The organism is Caulobacter soli (genome assembly GCF_011045195.1).
In the GTDB taxonomy this organism is placed as follows: Bacteria; Pseudomonadota; Alphaproteobacteria; order Caulobacterales; family Caulobacteraceae; genus Caulobacter; species Caulobacter soli.
Genome location: NZ_CP049199.1, coordinates 3,192,287 through 3,206,932 on the forward strand (window position 1 = coordinate 3,192,287; position 14,646 = coordinate 3,206,932).

Sequence of the window (14,646 nt, forward strand, 5' to 3'; positions counted from 1 at the left end):
ACCGCTGTTACAATTCGGTTATGTAGGACCTTGGTCGGGGATAACGTCGCGTCGATGGAAGCTGTTACGGATCTCACTCTACGTGAAATCGGCTTGGCCACGGGCAAGGTGCTCGGGCGATCTGTCGATGTGACGAACGACACCCACATCGGCCGTGATCTGGCCGTGGATTCCCTGGCCTTGATGAACATCATCATGGAGCTCGAAGATTCCTTCGACATCTCCATTCCTCTGGATCGCCTGGCTTCGGTGGAAACCGCCGGAGACCTTGCTTCCCTGATTAAAGACCTTCGGAATAGGGCCTAAAGCCATGGGGCTGTTCGACAAGCACCTCGCGTATCGCGACGCCTACAACGCGATCCGGCAAGCCGGCGCCGATCCCTTCAGCGTGCGCTTCGACGCCGTCGTCTCGCCGACTGAAGGCGTGATCAACGGCAAACGCACGATCCTGCTGGGCACCAACAACTATCTTGGTCTGACCTTCGACGAGCAAGCGATCGCCTCCTCGGTCAAGGCAGTTCAGGAACGCGGCACCGGCACCACCGGTTCCCGCATCGCCAACGGCAGCTTCGAAGCCCACGTCGAGCTCGAAGAAGCCCTGGCCAAGTTCTACAAGCGCAAGCACGCCATGGTGTTCACCACCGGCTACCAGGCGAACCTGGGCGTCCTGTCGACCCTGGTGGGTCGCGGCGACCACCTGATCCTCGACGCCGACAGCCACGCCTCGATCTACGACGGCGCGCGCCTGGGCCACGCCGAGGTCATCCGCTTCCGCCACAACGACCCGGAAGACCTGTACAAGCGCCTGCGCCGCATGAAGGACGTTCCGGGCGAGCGCCTGATCGTCGTCGAAGGCATCTATTCGATGATCGGCGACACCGCGCCGCTCAAGGAAATCGCCGCCGTCAAACGCGAACTGGGCGGTTACCTGCTGGTCGACGAAGCCCACTCGATGGGCGTGCTGGGCGAGCACGGCCGCGGCCTGGCCGAGCTGGCCGGCGTCGAAGAGGACGTCGACTTCGTGGTCGGCACCTTCTCCAAGAGCCTGGGCGCCATCGGCGGCTTCTGCGTCTCCGACATGGACGACTTCGACGTCATGCGCGTCACCTGTCGTCCGTACATGTTCACCGCCTCGCTGCCGCCGGCCGTGGTCTCCTCGACCGTGACCGCCCTGCGTCGCCTGGAAGAACAACCCGAGCTGCGTCACAAGCTGATGGCCAACGCCCGCCGCCTGTACGACGGCCTGTCGGCCATGGGCTTCCAGACCGGCCCGACCTCCAGCCCGATCGTGGCGATCACCATGCCCGACACCGAGCGCGCGATCGGCATGTGGAACGCCCTGCTGCAGAACGGCGTCTATCTGAACCTGGCCCTGCCGCCCGCCACGCCGGACAGCCGTCCGCTGCTGCGCACCAGCGTCAGCGCCGCGCACAGCGAGCAGCAGATCGACCAGGTGCTGGCCGTGTTCGCCGAGATCGGCGCGGCCATGGGCCTGATCGAAGCCCCGCTGAAGCGCGTCTCGGCCTAAAGGCCGGACAGCCTCTGAAACGCGAAAGGCCCGAGGGAAACCTCGGGCCTTTTTCGTTTTCAGCTCCTCCACGCCCAACATACCCGGCATTCGCCGGGATGCTGGAATTTGCGGGAAAGCGCCCTCAGACGCCCTTCTGGGCCCGGCCCTGCGCCTGGCGCTGCCGCCAGAGCCGCCACAGCACGCCTGGAGCGGCCAGAACGGGATGGCGCTCACGCCAGGGCGTCAGCGCAACCGGCATGCCGGTATGGCGCTCGATCTTCCAGGCCGCGTAGCGCGCCGCGCCGTCGAAGGTGAAGGCCGCCTTGATCAGGCGGGCGTAGTTCAGGGGCCGTCCCATCCGCCGGCGCAGGCGCCAGGCGGCCCGCAGGCGTTTGCGGTTCGCATCGCTCAGCACCGGACGAACGGGACCGTCGGTCTCGATGTCCAGAAACCCTTCCTCATGCCAGCAGGCGACCAGCAGGCGCTGATAGCGGGCGACGTCGAAGGACAGGATCGAACGCTCGCGCCCGCCCTTCTCGACCCGGAACTCGGCCGCATAGGTCTCCTGGAACAGCGCCGACCAATAGGCCTCGGTCGGCCCTTCCAGCGGCCCCAGGGCGGCGGCGAAGCGGGCGGCGGTGCGGGCCGCGTCGGCCACGGCCTCGATCACCTGGTCGGAGATCGCGGCGTTGGCGCTCCACACCAGTCCGGCGGGCTGGACGAAGCGGGCCCAGATGGTGGTGTCGATCCCCTGCCCGCGCGTCGCCGCCCGGAACTGGGCCAGGGTCATGGTCGCGACCTTGGCCCGCAGCACCTGACCGTCCAGCTCCACCTCGTGATAGCTGACATCGGGCCACAGCAGGCGGGTGGCCAGGCCGCGCGGGCCCGGACGGACGCGCTCGGTCAGCACGTAGAAGTCCAGCACCCCGTCCAGGTCGCCGGTGCGCAGGATCGAGCCGTAGAACAGCACCGCCAGCGGCGTCTCGAAGCGATCCAGCAGGCGCGTCGCCAAGGCCACGGCCTGCGGCGGCGCGGGCGCCAGAAGCTCCCCGCCCACCAGGCTGACGACCGTCCCGGTCATGCCGCCAGGAACCTCAGGGTCGGCGCCAGGGTGACGGTCACGCCGCAACCGCCCTCATAGACGTCGCCGTCGACGACCAGGGACTGGTTGGTGGTGATCCGCAGCTTCTCGGCGTCGCCGCGCCGGTAGCCGCGACGACCCGACCAAGCCGACTCCTTGCCGGCCAGCAGGGCCGGAAAGGCGCCGGGCAAGCCTCGAGGCGGGGCGTCGACGTCGAGGAACTTCAGCCCCTCGCGCGGCGGACCGAACGGCTTGACCCCGAACGGCAGGCGCTTGAGCGTGGTGGCCAGCACCAGGAAGCGGTCGGCGGTGCGGGTCTCCTCGCCGTCGATGGCCAGGCACAGCGGCACGCCGGCGCGCCACTGGTCGCGCGCGCCGCCCATCACCGTGCCGACCAGCGCGCCCAGCACGCTCATGGCCACCGCGATGCTGTGGAAGGCCCCGGCCTTGTGGACGTTCTGGGCCAGGCTGGTGGCGCGCACGAAGGCGCCCAGGCCGAACACGAAGCCCAGCAGGCTGGGCCGCCCGTCGTCCCAGCGCACCTGCAACGGCGCGCGGTGCTTGATCACCGCGTGCTCGGACTTTGCGGCGGCCATGGCCTTGGCCAGGGTCCAGTCGTTGGGCACGCCCAGGTCGATGGCCAGGACGTTGGTCTTGCCCGAGGGGATCAGGGCGATCAGCGGCATGGCGTCGCCGAAGATCGGCGCGGCGCGGCTGAGCACGTCGCGGATCGTGCCGTCGCCACCGTCGATGACCAGCAGGCCCACGCCGCACTGGGCGAAGGCGCGCAGGTCCTGCTCCAGCGCCTCGGGGCTGGGCGGCTCGACCAGCAGCACCGCGTCGGGCGTCGCCTGGTCATCGGCCCGCCCGATATTGGCGTGGCTCATCGGATTGCGGACGACGCCTACACGCATCAGCGCGACAACCAGGAAACGATGGTCCCCTTGGGGGCCATCAGGGCTTGAAGGATCTGGGCGGCGTGGACGATCAGGCAGATCGCCGTCCAGACCGCCACGGCCAGGAACCCGATGTCGGGACGGCCGACCAGAACCGCAAGGGTCAGCATAATCAGGTTCGGGTTACGGCGGGCGGTGATCAGCCGGAAGAAGCTGTCGAACGGCCGCCAGGCGTGCATCTCGACCTTGAACAGGGCCAGGAAGATCCCCTCCTCCACCCGCTGCAGGACGTAGCCGGCCACGATGACCGCCAGGGCCAGTTCGCCGTGCGGCATGGTCAGCCCCAAGGCGCCGACGCCGACGTACCAGGCCCACCACCAGAACGGCGGATGGACCAGATCGATGCCGTGGTCGAAGACATTGCCCCACTTGGACGAGGTCAGGGTCACCCGGGCCAGCTTGCCGTCGACGGTGTCGAGGAAGGTCATGATCCAGGCGCAGACCAGACCCCAGCCGTACTGGCCGGTCCAGAACAGCCAGAAGGCCGCCAGCACCCCGACGAAGCCGATCAGGGTCACCTGGTTGGGCGTCATCTTGGCCAGGGCGCACCAGCGGGTGACGATCCGGGCGGGCGTGGGCCAGACATACTTGGTCACCAGGTCGGTGACGCCCTTGTACGAGCCTTGGAACAGGCGCTTTTCGACCGCCACGCGGGTTTCGGGCGTCAGGCGCTCCAGCACCGGCGGCTCGCGCTTGCGCAGCGCGCTGTTGTAGGCCGAGCCCAGCTCCAGCGCGGTCAGGCGGGTCTCGACCAGGGCCGTGACGTCCTCGCCGGTGTCCAGCCGCACGATCGCCTCACGAGCCCGGGCGGCCGGAACGTTGACGGCGACGATGCGGCCGGCCTCGTCGACCAGGCCCACGCCCGGACGGCCGGCCAGGGCCTTGATCAGCGACTCGTCGAACACCCAGCCGGCGTCGACCACGACCACGTCGCCGGCGATGAACACGGTCTCGCGGCCAGCCTCGACCAGGCCCAGCCGACGATAGATCCGCGACAGGCGCTCGGCGGAGGTCATCCCCCAGAGGCGCGTCTTGGCCTGTCCGACCGTGACGGCGGACGGGCCGGCGGCCTCGGCTGGATGATTTTCCTCGCTCACGATAGACAACCCCTTGAAACCTGCGGCGATTGATAAGCAGCTTCGGCCCCTTCCGCCAGAATCCGTGAACCAAACTTGTCGATATTCCGCCTCGCTCACCTCTCGGACCTTCACCTGCCGCCGCCCAAGGGCGCGTTCGGCTGGCGGGACCTGCTGTCCAAGCGCCTGCTGAGCCGCATCGCCTGGCGGCGCAAGCATCGCGAACACCGGCCCGAGGTGCTGGCCAAGATCATCGCCGACCTCAAGACCCACGCCCCCGACCACGTCGCCATCACCGGCGACCTGACCAACTACGCCTCGCCCGCCGAATACGTCGCCGCCCGCGTCTGGCTGGAGGCCCTGGGCCCCGCCCGCGAGATCACCGTCAGCCCCGGCAACCACGACGCCCTGGTCGGCGCCAAGGACGGCGAGTCGTTCGCCGCCTGGACGCCCTGGCTGGGCGACGACGACGCGGTCATTTTCCCCCAGATCCGCATCCGCGACGGCGTGGCGCTGTTCAACCTGTGCTCGGCCGTGCCCACCGCCCCGCACCTGGCCACCGGACGGCTGGGCCAGGCGCAGCTGGAACGGCTGGACGTGCTGCTGGGCGACGCGGCCTATCGCGACGCGTTCCGGGTGTTGCTGATCCACCATCCGCCCATCCCGGGCGCGGTGGCCAAGCGCAAGTCGCTGGAGGACCAGGACGCCCTGCGCGCCATCCTGGCCCGTCACGGCGCCGACCTGGTCCTGCACGGCCACGCTCACGAGGCGATGGTGTCGACCGCGCCCGGACCGAACGGCGCGATGATCCCGGTGCTGGGCGTGCCCTCGGCCTCGGCCATGGGCGAGCGCGGCCATCCGGCGGCGCGCTGGCACGCGGTCGAGATCGAGCGCCAGGCGAACGGCGGCCTGGAGGTGAAGATCGTGGCCCGGGGCCTGGACGCCAGGACCGGCGAGCCGACCGAACTGGGTCGCTATGTCCTGACCCAGGCCTGTCGCCCGCCCGCCCCGTCGCGGAACCCGGACGAAGGACGCTGATCGCCCTTCCCTGAAAAAGGCCGCGTCCCTATTGTAGGCCCGACGGCGGCGAACGCCCGGAGGCGAGGCCGACCATGAGCAATCCCACCGCCCTGAACTTCGGCTATCCCCGCACCAAGGTGGCCGAAACCGACAGCTGGCTGATCCTTGTTCGCCCAAAGCAACCGACATTTGGGTCTCTGGTGCTGGTATGCAAAGAGTCGGCCGAGGCCTTCTCGCAACTGAGTCCCGCCGCCTTCGCCGATCTCAAGACGGCGACTGACGGCGTCGAGCGTCTGCTGAGCAAGGTCGTGGCGTATGAGAAGATCAACTATCTGATGCTGATGATGGTCGACAAGGACGTGCATTTCCACGTGATCCCGCGCTACGCCGGGACGCGCGAGCATGAAGGCCAGGTGTTCGCCGACGCCGGCTGGCCCGCCGTTCCCGCCCTGGGATCGACCGTCGACCTGGACCCGGACGCCGCCGAGCGGCTGGCCCAGACCCTGGCTCAGGCTTGGTCGGCCGCGTGAAAAAGCCCATCCCCACGCCGCACGGCACGTCGCGTTTCCGGCTGATCGACGCCTATCTGCTGCGCCTGCTGGTCTGGCCCATCGTCGGCTGCCTGGGCGTGACCGTGATCGCCCTGCTGCTGGAGCGCGTGCTGCGCCTGCTGGACGTGCTGTCGCAGAGCAGCGCCCGGTTCGGCTACGTCACCCAGCTGGCCGCCAACCTGGTGCCGCACTATCTGGGCCTGGCCCTGCCGGTGGCGTTCTTCGTGGCGCTGTTCATCGTCATCACCAAGCTCAGCGACGGCTCGGAGATCGACGCCCTGCTGGCCAGCGGCCAATCCCTGACCCGCGTGGCCGCGCCGTTCGTCTATGTCGGCGTGTTCCTGGCGCTCTTCAGCCTGCTGCTGTTCGGCTACATGCAGCCCTACAGCCGCTACGCCTTCAACACCGTGATGCACGCGGCGATCAACGCCGGCTGGAACGGCAAGCTGAACGGCGGAGCCTTCATCGACCAGCCCAAGCTGTTGATGACCGCCGACGGCGCCGACGCGGCCGGCCAGCAGCTGACGCGGGTGTTCATCCGCCGCCTGGACGCCGCCGGCCGCGAAGAGGTGATCACCGCCACCACCGCCGACCTGCGGCCCGACGCCCACGGCAAGACCGTCACCATGCTGCTGCGCAAGGGTCAGCGGATCGGCCTGGACGCCCAGAACCACTATCGCATCCTGGTCTTCGACCAGTTCACCACCAACGTGCCCCTGGCCGGCGCCGAGGCCCTGCTGAAGCCGCGCGGCGACAACGAGCGCGAGCTGACCCTGGGCGAGCTGGCCCGCGAGGCGCAGAGCCCCCATCCCGCCATCCCGCGCCCCACCTTGCTGGCCGAGCTCTACGGGCGCCTGGCCCGGGCGGCCTTCCTGCCGTTCCTGCCGCTGCTGGCCTTCCCGCTGGGCCTGGCCGCCAAGCGTGGCAACCGCACCCCCGGCCTGATCATCGCCGGCGTCCTGCTGCTGGCCTTCCAGCACAGCCTGCAACTGGGCCAGAGCCTGGCGGAGTCCGGCAAGGCCATGCCGCTGGCGGCCATCGGTGTGCCGTGGCTGATCTTCACCAGCCTCAGCGTCTGGATGTTCGTGGGCAGCCGCAAGCGGCCCGGCCAGACCCCGGTCACCGAGCTGATCCGCCGCCTGGGCGTGGGCCTCAAGCGCTTCCGCCGCATGTTCCGGGACAAGTTCGAGCAGGCCGAAGCATGAAGATCCAGCTCTACGTCCTGAAGACGGTCGGCACGCGCGTGCTGGGCGCGGCCCTGATCCTGTTCTCCATCCTGCAGATCCTCGACCTGCTGGAAGTGACCACCGACATCCTCGACCGCGGCCTGGGCGTGGCGGGCGTGCTGTACTACGCCGGCCTGCGCTCGCCGCGGCTGATCGAGCAGGTCGCCCCGATCGCCACCCTGGCCGGCGGGCTGTTCGCCTTCTCGCAGCTGGCTCGCGAGAGCGCGATCATCGCCCTGCGCGCCACCGGCATCTCGGCCTATCGCATCCTGGCCATGGCCCTGCCGGTGGCCTTCCTGGTGATGGCCATCGACTTCAGCTGCGCCCAGCTGATCGCCCCGCGCACCGATCCGGTGCTGGCCGACTGGTGGCGGGCCACCACGCCGGTCGCCGACCGCAAGGTTCCGGGTCCGCGCAGCTTCCGGGCCGGCGACGACCTGGTGATCGCCTCCGGCGCCTCGGCCGACGGCCGGACGCTGAACGCGGTGAAGCTCTATCGCCGCGACAAGGCGGGCCGGATGATCGAGCGCATCGAGGCCCCCACGGCCACCTACACCCACGACGGCGGCTGGACGCTGATCAAGCCGGTGATCGTCCGCTTCAACGGCGAGCAGATCGACGTGGTGCCGGCCGCCAAGATGACCTGGCCCTCGCCCCTGCACCGCCAGGACGTCCAGGCCCTGTTCGCCGACAGCCCGGTGCCGACGGCCGCCACGGCCCAGCGGGCCCTGCTGAACGGCGCCGGCGACCGCCCCTCCACCTTCTACGAGACCCGCCTGCTGGCCGCCTTCGCCGGACCGATCGCGTCGCTGGTGATGCTGTTGCTCAGCGCGCCCGTGGCTCTGGCCAATTTCCGCAGCGGCCAAGGCGCAGTGCTGCTGACCGGCGGCCTGGCGGCGGGCCTGATCTTTCTGGTGGTCAACGGCCTGTTGTCGGCGCTCGGCGAAGGCGGCTCGCTCTCCCCCATCCTGGCCGTCTGGGGCGGCCCGGTCATTTTCTCGGCCCTCGCGATGTACGCGCTCGTTGTCCTGGAGGGCTGAATGCCATTCGACACCATCGATTCCGACCTGACGATCGTTCCGGTCTCCACCAAGGCCGAGCTGAAGCGGTTCGTCAGCCTGGCCAACCGCCTCAACGCCAAGGACCCCAACTGGGTCGTGCCGCTGATGTACGAGCGGATGGCGGCCCTGACGCCCAAGACCAACCCGTTCTTCGAGCACGCCGACGTGCAGATGTGGCTGGCCGTGCGCGGCGGTCGCGACGTGGGCCGGATCAGCGCCACGATCGACCACCTGGCCACCGAGGAAGGCTCGGCCAAAACCGGCAACTTCGGCATGATCGCCGCCGAGGATGATCCGGCGATCTTCACCCTGCTGTTCCGCACCGCCGAGGACTGGCTGAAGGCCCGTGGCTGCAACCGAGCCCTGGGTCCGTTCAACCTGTCGATCAACGAGGAAGTCGGCCTGCTGGTCGACGGCCATGACACCAAGCCGATGGTGATGATGGGCCATGATCCTCGCTACACCCCCGCGCGGGTCGAGGAGCAGGGCTACGCCAAGGCCAAGGACGTCTACGCCTATGTCTGCGATCCCCGCGCCGCCCTGCCCCCCGTGGTGGTGCGTCGGGTCAAGCGCGGCCTCCCCGAGGGCGTGGTCCTGCGCCAGCTGGACATGAGCCGCTACGACGAGGAGGTCAAAGCCCTCACCGCGATCCTCAACGACGCCTGGTCGAGCAACTGGGGCTTCGTGCCGACCACCGAGGCCGAGACCGCCCAGCTGGGCAAGGCCCTGAAGGACGTGCTCGACCCGCGCCTGGTGCTGTTCGCCGAGATCGACGGCGAGGTCGCCGCCTTCATCGTGCTGCTGCCCAACGTCAACGAGGCCATCGAGGGTCTGAACGGCAAGCTCTTGCCGTTCGGCTGGGCCAAGCTGCTGTGGCGACTGAAGGTCAAGCGGGTGAAGTCGATCCGCATCCCGCTGATGGGCCTCAAGAAGAAGTTCGCCGACACCCTGCGCGGCCAGGTCGTGCCCTTCCACCTGATGAACGCCGGTCGCGACGCCGGCATCGCCTTGGGCTACGACAAGTTCGAGTTCTCGTGGATCCTGGAAGACAACACGGCCATGCGCCGGATCTCCGAAGCCATGGGCGCCGAGATCTACAAGACCTACCGCATCTACGAGAAGGCGATCTAGGTCGTGGCCCAAGACGCTCCAGGGGGGCCCTTTCAGGCCCTGGTGCTGGCCGGCTCGCGCGGCGGGGTCGATCCCGTCGCCGAATACGCCGGCGTCAGCCAGAAGGGCCTGATCGTCCTGGGCGGCCAGACCCTGCTGACCCGGGTGCTGGACGCGCTGGACAAGGCCGGCGCCGAGCGCATCGCGGTCTCGACCAACGACAAGGCCCTGGAAGCGGCCCTGGGGGCCGAGAAGACCCGCGCGACCCTATCGCGCCTGCCTTCGGCCGCGGGACCCAGCCAGAGCGTTCACGAGGGCGCGGACGCCATGGGCACGCCGCTGCTGGTGACCACCGTCGATCACGCCCTGCTCCAGGCCGACTGGGTGACCGACTTCATGGCCGACACCCCCGCCGACGCCGACATCGCCATCCTGCTGGGCGAGGAAGCCTTGGTGCAGGCCGCGGCCCCGACCACCAAGCGCACCTATCTGGCGTTCCGCGACGGCCGCTATTCGGGCTGCAACCTGTTCTACCTGAAGACCCCGGCGTCGCTGAAGGCCATCGACCTGTGGCGCACGGTCGAGAAGCATCGCAAGAAGCCGTGGAAGATCGCCGCCCTGTTCGGGCCGGTGATGCTGGTCCGCTACCTGCTGGGCCTGATGACCCTGGACGAGATGGTGGCGCGGATCGGCCGCCTGGCCGGGGTCAAGGCGGCGGCTGTGCGGGCGCGGCACGGCTTGGCGGCGGTGGATGTCGACAAGCCGGCCGACCTGGATCTCGTGCGGTCGATCGTCGAGGGCTAGACCCTCCCGCCGGGCGCTGGCCTCATTGGGTCGTGTCGCCGCGATAGAAGACCCCCACCAGGGCGACGTACAGCATCCCGACCAGCGACACGATGAACCCGAAGTCCTTCGGGATCGGGAACGGCGAGCTCGTCGGCCCCAGTGTCGCGGTCCAGATCAAGAAGGCCACGCACGAGATGGCGATGCCCAGGGGCTGCGGCCCGTCGGCGTTCTGGGCCGTGCTCTTGATGCGCACCGCGATCAGGATGGCCAGGCAGGCCACTGTGACGATGATCAGCAGGATCAGCCGCACCGTATCCTTGCCCTCCAGACCCGGCAGAAGGCCGAGCGCGGCGCCGTAGACGCCCAGGGCCTCGGCGGGGATGAGCTTGGCCAGCCTCGTGGCCCAGCCGTCGGCGGTGGCTCCGTTCGGGGCCTCTTCGCGATTCTGGCCCAATGGCAGGCCGTGGACTCTCAGTGACATTCGATGCTCCCTCTGTCGTCAAAAGACGCTGGTTTCAGAGCGGTGCGCCGACGTCGCGACGTCCCACGCGGCATCTCGCCGTCCCCGTGGAAGCCTGACCGAACCCCTCCGACACAATCATTGAGGGACGAGATTATCGAAACAACCGGGAGAATCCTTAGTTCGTCGGGAAAGCTCCCTACTGGCGAACGGGTGGATTTACCCCGATCTCAAACGCAATCGGCCCCGCCTCCGGTGGGAGGCGGGGCCGATCCGGCGTCGGACGCCGTGGCGTCGACTAGCGCAGCTTGGCGCTGACCGAGATGCCGACGATGCGCGGCTCGTTGTAGACGGCCGCCATGTAGTTCTCGATGACGCCCTTCAGGTTCTTCTCGTTGGTGATGTTGCGGCCGAACAGAGCCACTTCATAACCACCGTTGGCGCCTTCGTAGCCCAGCTTCAGGCCGCCTTCGAAGTTGTCCTTCGAGTAGAACTCGTCGGTGTCGTAGAGCACGAAGTTCGTATAGCCCTGCAGGTTCCAGTCGGTGGCGACGAACAGCTTGCCGTCGGCGCCGACCGGCAGGTCGTAGCGGGCGGTGAAGTTCAGGTTGTACTTCGGCGCGTTCGGCAGCGGTTGGCCGTCGATCTGGGCGAAGTAGTTGGTGCCGAACGGACCCACGATCGCCTTGGTCGGGTTCTTGACCGTGCAGACCATGACGCTGTTCAGCGCGCAGACCTGGGCGTAGACGCGCTTGTCGTCGATCTCGCTGTGCAGCAGGCTCAGGCCGCCCGTCAGGGTCAGGTTGGCGATCGGCCGCCACTCGGCGTCGGCTTCCAGACCATAGGCCTTGGCCGCGTCGGCGTTGAACAGCACGCCGTTGCCGTTGGCGTCGTTGCCGTTCAGCTGGATGTCGCTGACCTTGTAGGTGAACGCCGAGGCGTTCAGGCGCAGGGTGTTGTCTAGCAGCGTGCTCTTGAAGCCGGCTTCCCACGACAGGATCGTTTCGGAGTCGGCGGTCGTGAAGTCGGTGTTGAACACCGCCGAACGGCCCTGGATGGTCGGGCCGCGGAAGCCCTTGGCCGCGCGGGCGTAGACGTTCAGGTCAGGATTGACCTCGTAGTTGGCGCTCAGATCCCAGCTGACCTGCTCGTCCGACAGGCGCACGTAGCGACGGCCGGTGTAGGAGACGGCGCCGGTGGCGCTGTCAGCCGTCTTGGCCAGCTTGGTCTTCTTGGCGTCGTAGGTGTCGCGCAGGCCGCCGGTGATGGTCAGAGCGTCGGTCAGCTTGTAGCTGACCTGGCCGAACACCGCCCACGAGGTGTTGAGGTTGTTCAGGCGCACCCAGTTGTTGGGGTTGTAGCCGGCCGTGCCGGGCTTCAGGAAATAGGCGCGCTGGTAGAAGTCGGTCGTGTCGCGCGAGTCGAAGTACAGCGCGCCGACCTGCCACTTCAGGCGATCGTCGCCGTTGCTGGCCAGGCGGATTTCCTGGGTCAGTTGGTCGAGGTCGCGCAGTTGGCCCATCGACTGGCCAAAGCCGTTCGGAACGCCGCCGACCGGATAGTTGGCGGCCGCGCCGCCGTCGGTGTCGCCACGGCTGTAGCCGTTGGACGTCTCATAGGCGCTGATCGAGGTCAGGGTCACCGGCCCGAAGTCGTAGGCGATGTTCAGCGACGTGCCTTGGGTCTGGTAGGCTTGCGGATTGTTGTTGGCTTCGTCGAAAGCGACGCTGTCGCGCGGGGCCGACGAGCTGTTGGAGCCCTTCTTCAGGGCCTGGCGCAGGAACAGGGTCGAGGTGCCGTCGTAGTCGCGGGCGTGGGCCGAAGCCAGGACCGTCAGTTCGTCGGTCGGGGTGGCCAGCAGTTGGACCCGCACGTCCTTTTCGTTGAAGCCGCCCATGGCGTTCTTCTTCGGGCTGACGGTGCCGTCGGCGCTGGTCCCGGCGAAGGTGTTGTCGACATAGTCGTCGCGGTGCTGGTAGAGCGCCGAAACGCGGAAGGCCAGCTTGTCGGCCACGATCGGGCCGCCGATGCCGCCGTCGAAGGTGGTCGTGCCGTAGGTGCCGTACGAGGCGCTGGCGCGGCCTTCCAGGGTCTGGGTCGGCTTGTTGGTGTCGAACTTGACGATGCCGGCCGTGGTGTTGCGGCCGAACAGCGAGCCTTGCGGGCCGCGCAGCACTTCAACCTGCTTGACGTCGAACACCGGGTTCGACTTCAGCACCACGTGCTCGAGCACGACGTCGTCCTGGATGATCGACACCGGCTGCGAGGCGCCGAGGTAGAAGTCGATGTTGCCCAGGCCGCGGATGTAGAAGCGCGGGAAGATCCGGCCCGTGGTGGTTTCGGCGTAGAAGCTGGGCACCTTGCCCGACAGGGCCAGGATGTCACTGCCGTCGGCGGTGACGGCGCGCAGCTGGTCGCCGCCGACCACGGCCACCGAGACCGGCACCTTCTGCAGGTTTTCCGAGCGGCGCTCGGCGGTGACCACGACTTCGTCCAGCTGGGTGCCGGCGGCCTCTTGGGCCAAGGCGCCGCCGAACGACAGCGCCGACAGGGCCGCGCCCGTCAGCAGACTGATCTTGTGAATTCCGAACTTACGCATGACATCCCCATTTCCGGCCGACCAGGCCTTGCATCGATCGATACGCCGGAAGGTGTAAGGCCCTCGGCCCAGTCCCCCACAAGCGTCGCCACCATTCCGGTGGAGCCGACCGGCTATAGGAAGCGCGTGTGACTGGTCGATGACAGAGTAAGAGGAGACTTACTTTGTTTGTGGACGAGACGCGAAAACGCTCATCGCCGATGCGGCTTTGCCACACCGGCGAGCAATAGTCAGCTTACGGAATATCAGACCTGGGGGCGAGACGCCCCGCCCTACTCGCCCGCCGCGACCCAGGCCGCCGCCAGGGCGCGATTGGCCGGCAGGTCTTCCGGGAAGTCCATCTCGGCCCATTCCAGGCCCTCGATCGACTGCGTGCGGACCACGTCGTGCTCCTGGGCGATCTGGTTGATGACGCTGAGGTACCAGCGCTTGAGGCCTTCGGGCGTGCGCAGGGCCTGCTCGACGATGCGGGTGAACAGCGCCGCGCCCTCGGGATCGAAGCGCAGGAAGCCGATCGACTCGGCGTCGTACTGCTCGATGGTCTTGCCGATGGCGCGCAGGGACAGACCCTCGGTCAGCACCTTCATGTCGTCGGCGTCGTAGCCCTCCGCCTTGCGATCGATCGTGACGGTGATCGGCGCCGACGGGGCGGCGATCAGGCGCTCGGCGATGCCCTTCTCGAACAGGGTGTCGCCGTTCAGCAGCAGGAAGTCGCCGCGCATCTCGCCGCGCGCCAGCCAGCAGGTCGCCAGGTTGTCGGTCAGGGCGTAGAACGGGTTGAACAGGGTGCGGACCTTCAGGCCCGGAATGGTCAGCCCCGCGACTTCCTTCTCGACGGTGTCGGCGGCGAAGCCGGTCACCACCACCGCCTCGGTGATCCCCGCCTCGGCCAGGTGCTTGAGCTGCCAGTGCAGTACGGTGCGGCCCGAGAGCTCGACCAGGCACTTGGGACGCGTGTCGGTGAGCGGCGACAGGCGCTTGCCCTGGCCGGCGCTGAGGATGATAGCTTTGGCCGGCTTTGCCACGGCGGGTCTCGTCTGTCTGTCGGGGGAAACGAAGAGCGCGAAATAGCGACGACGGGGCGGACCAACAAGCCCGCCCCGTCGCTTCAGGGTGCGAAGTATCAAGTTTCGCCGTACCGGCGCAAGCGCCGCCCCGCGCTCGCATCGAACGGTGTTGCGACCTTCTCGGCCTGGCTTCGAAAGAGAGA

The 14,646-nt window shown here is 68.1% G+C and carries 14 protein-coding genes; 8 read left to right on the forward strand and 6 right to left on the reverse strand.

Annotation, left to right across the window (positions count from 1 at the left end; all coding sequences use genetic code 11):
• Positions 1-54 precede the first annotated feature (54 nt).
• Together G3M62_RS14865 and spt are read left to right on the forward strand one after the other, a co-directional pair.
• Complete coding sequence (locus G3M62_RS14865; protein WP_165188268.1) at positions 55-306, forward strand: acyl carrier protein; 252 nt, start codon at positions 55-57, stop codon at positions 304-306.
• A 4-nt stretch (positions 307-310) separates the two neighbouring features.
• A complete protein-coding gene (gene spt / locus G3M62_RS14870; protein WP_165188269.1) occupies positions 311-1,528 on the forward strand; it encodes a serine palmitoyltransferase in 1,218 nt (405 codons plus the stop codon).
• Between the two features lie 124 nt (positions 1,529-1,652).
• Here the strand turns inward: spt and G3M62_RS14875 are convergent, their stop codons facing one another.
• Genes G3M62_RS14875 through G3M62_RS14885 form a run of 3 tightly spaced genes read right to left on the reverse strand, consistent with a single transcriptional unit; the run spans position 1,653 to position 4,563 of the window.
• Positions 1,653-2,591 (reverse strand): hypothetical protein, encoded by a 939-nt coding sequence (locus tag G3M62_RS14875; RefSeq protein WP_165188271.1) that lies wholly within the window; start codon positions 2,589-2,591, stop codon positions 1,653-1,655.
• A complete protein-coding gene (locus G3M62_RS14880; protein ID WP_246263281.1) occupies positions 2,588-3,505 on the reverse strand; it encodes a diacylglycerol/lipid kinase family protein in 918 nt (305 codons plus the stop codon). The genes G3M62_RS14875 and G3M62_RS14880 overlap by 4 nt, the downstream gene beginning before the upstream one ends.
• Positions 3,505-4,563 carry a CDP-alcohol phosphatidyltransferase family protein gene (locus G3M62_RS14885; RefSeq protein ID WP_246263580.1) on the reverse strand — a complete coding sequence of 353 codons (1,059 nt, stop codon included), beginning with the start codon at positions 4,561-4,563 and terminating at the stop codon, positions 3,505-3,507. Before G3M62_RS14885 ends, G3M62_RS14880 begins: the two co-directional genes overlap by 1 nt.
• 156 nt (positions 4,564-4,719) lie before the next feature.
• On the opposite strand from G3M62_RS14885, the gene G3M62_RS14890 reads away from it, so the two are divergent.
• From G3M62_RS14890 to mobA, 6 genes are all read left to right on the forward strand, one after another.
• Positions 4,720-5,661 carry a metallophosphoesterase family protein gene (locus G3M62_RS14890; protein WP_165188275.1) on the forward strand — a complete coding sequence of 314 codons (942 nt, stop codon included), beginning with the start codon at positions 4,720-4,722 and terminating at the stop codon, positions 5,659-5,661.
• A 74-nt stretch (positions 5,662-5,735) separates the two neighbouring features.
• On the forward strand, positions 5,736-6,173 hold the full coding sequence (locus tag G3M62_RS14895; RefSeq protein ID WP_165188278.1) for an HIT family protein: 438 nt from the start codon (positions 5,736-5,738) through the stop codon (positions 6,171-6,173).
• On the forward strand, positions 6,170-7,399 hold the full coding sequence (locus G3M62_RS14900; protein WP_165188280.1) for an LptF/LptG family permease: 1,230 nt from the start codon (positions 6,170-6,172) through the stop codon (positions 7,397-7,399). Before G3M62_RS14895 ends, G3M62_RS14900 begins: the two co-directional genes overlap by 4 nt.
• A complete protein-coding gene (locus tag G3M62_RS14905) occupies positions 7,396-8,460 on the forward strand; it encodes an LptF/LptG family permease (protein ID WP_165188282.1) in 1,065 nt (354 codons plus the stop codon). Before G3M62_RS14900 ends, G3M62_RS14905 begins: the two co-directional genes overlap by 4 nt.
• Positions 8,461-9,612 carry a dATP pyrophosphohydrolase gene (locus tag G3M62_RS14910; RefSeq protein ID WP_165188284.1) on the forward strand — a complete coding sequence of 384 codons (1,152 nt, stop codon included), beginning with the start codon at positions 8,461-8,463 and terminating at the stop codon, positions 9,610-9,612.
• 3 nt (positions 9,613-9,615) lie between these two features.
• Positions 9,616-10,395 (forward strand): molybdenum cofactor guanylyltransferase, encoded by a 780-nt coding sequence (gene mobA / locus G3M62_RS14915; RefSeq protein WP_165188286.1) that lies wholly within the window; start codon positions 9,616-9,618, stop codon positions 10,393-10,395.
• A gap of 22 nt (positions 10,396-10,417) precedes the next feature.
• Here mobA and G3M62_RS14920 read toward each other — a convergent pair whose 3' ends face one another.
• From G3M62_RS14920 to G3M62_RS14930, 3 genes are all read right to left on the reverse strand, one after another.
• Positions 10,418-10,858, reverse strand: a complete 441-nt coding sequence (locus G3M62_RS14920) for a hypothetical protein (RefSeq protein WP_165188289.1) — start codon at positions 10,856-10,858, stop codon at positions 10,418-10,420.
• 277 nt (positions 10,859-11,135) lie between these two features.
• Positions 11,136-13,436, reverse strand: a complete 2,301-nt coding sequence (locus G3M62_RS14925) for a TonB-dependent receptor (RefSeq protein WP_165188291.1) — start codon at positions 13,434-13,436, stop codon at positions 11,136-11,138.
• A gap of 272 nt (positions 13,437-13,708) precedes the next feature.
• The gene (locus G3M62_RS14930; protein WP_165188293.1) at positions 13,709-14,461 is read right to left on the reverse strand and encodes a phosphocholine cytidylyltransferase family protein; all 753 of its coding nucleotides are present in this window, start codon (positions 14,459-14,461) and stop codon (positions 13,709-13,711) included.
• Positions 14,462-14,646 lie beyond the last annotated feature (185 nt).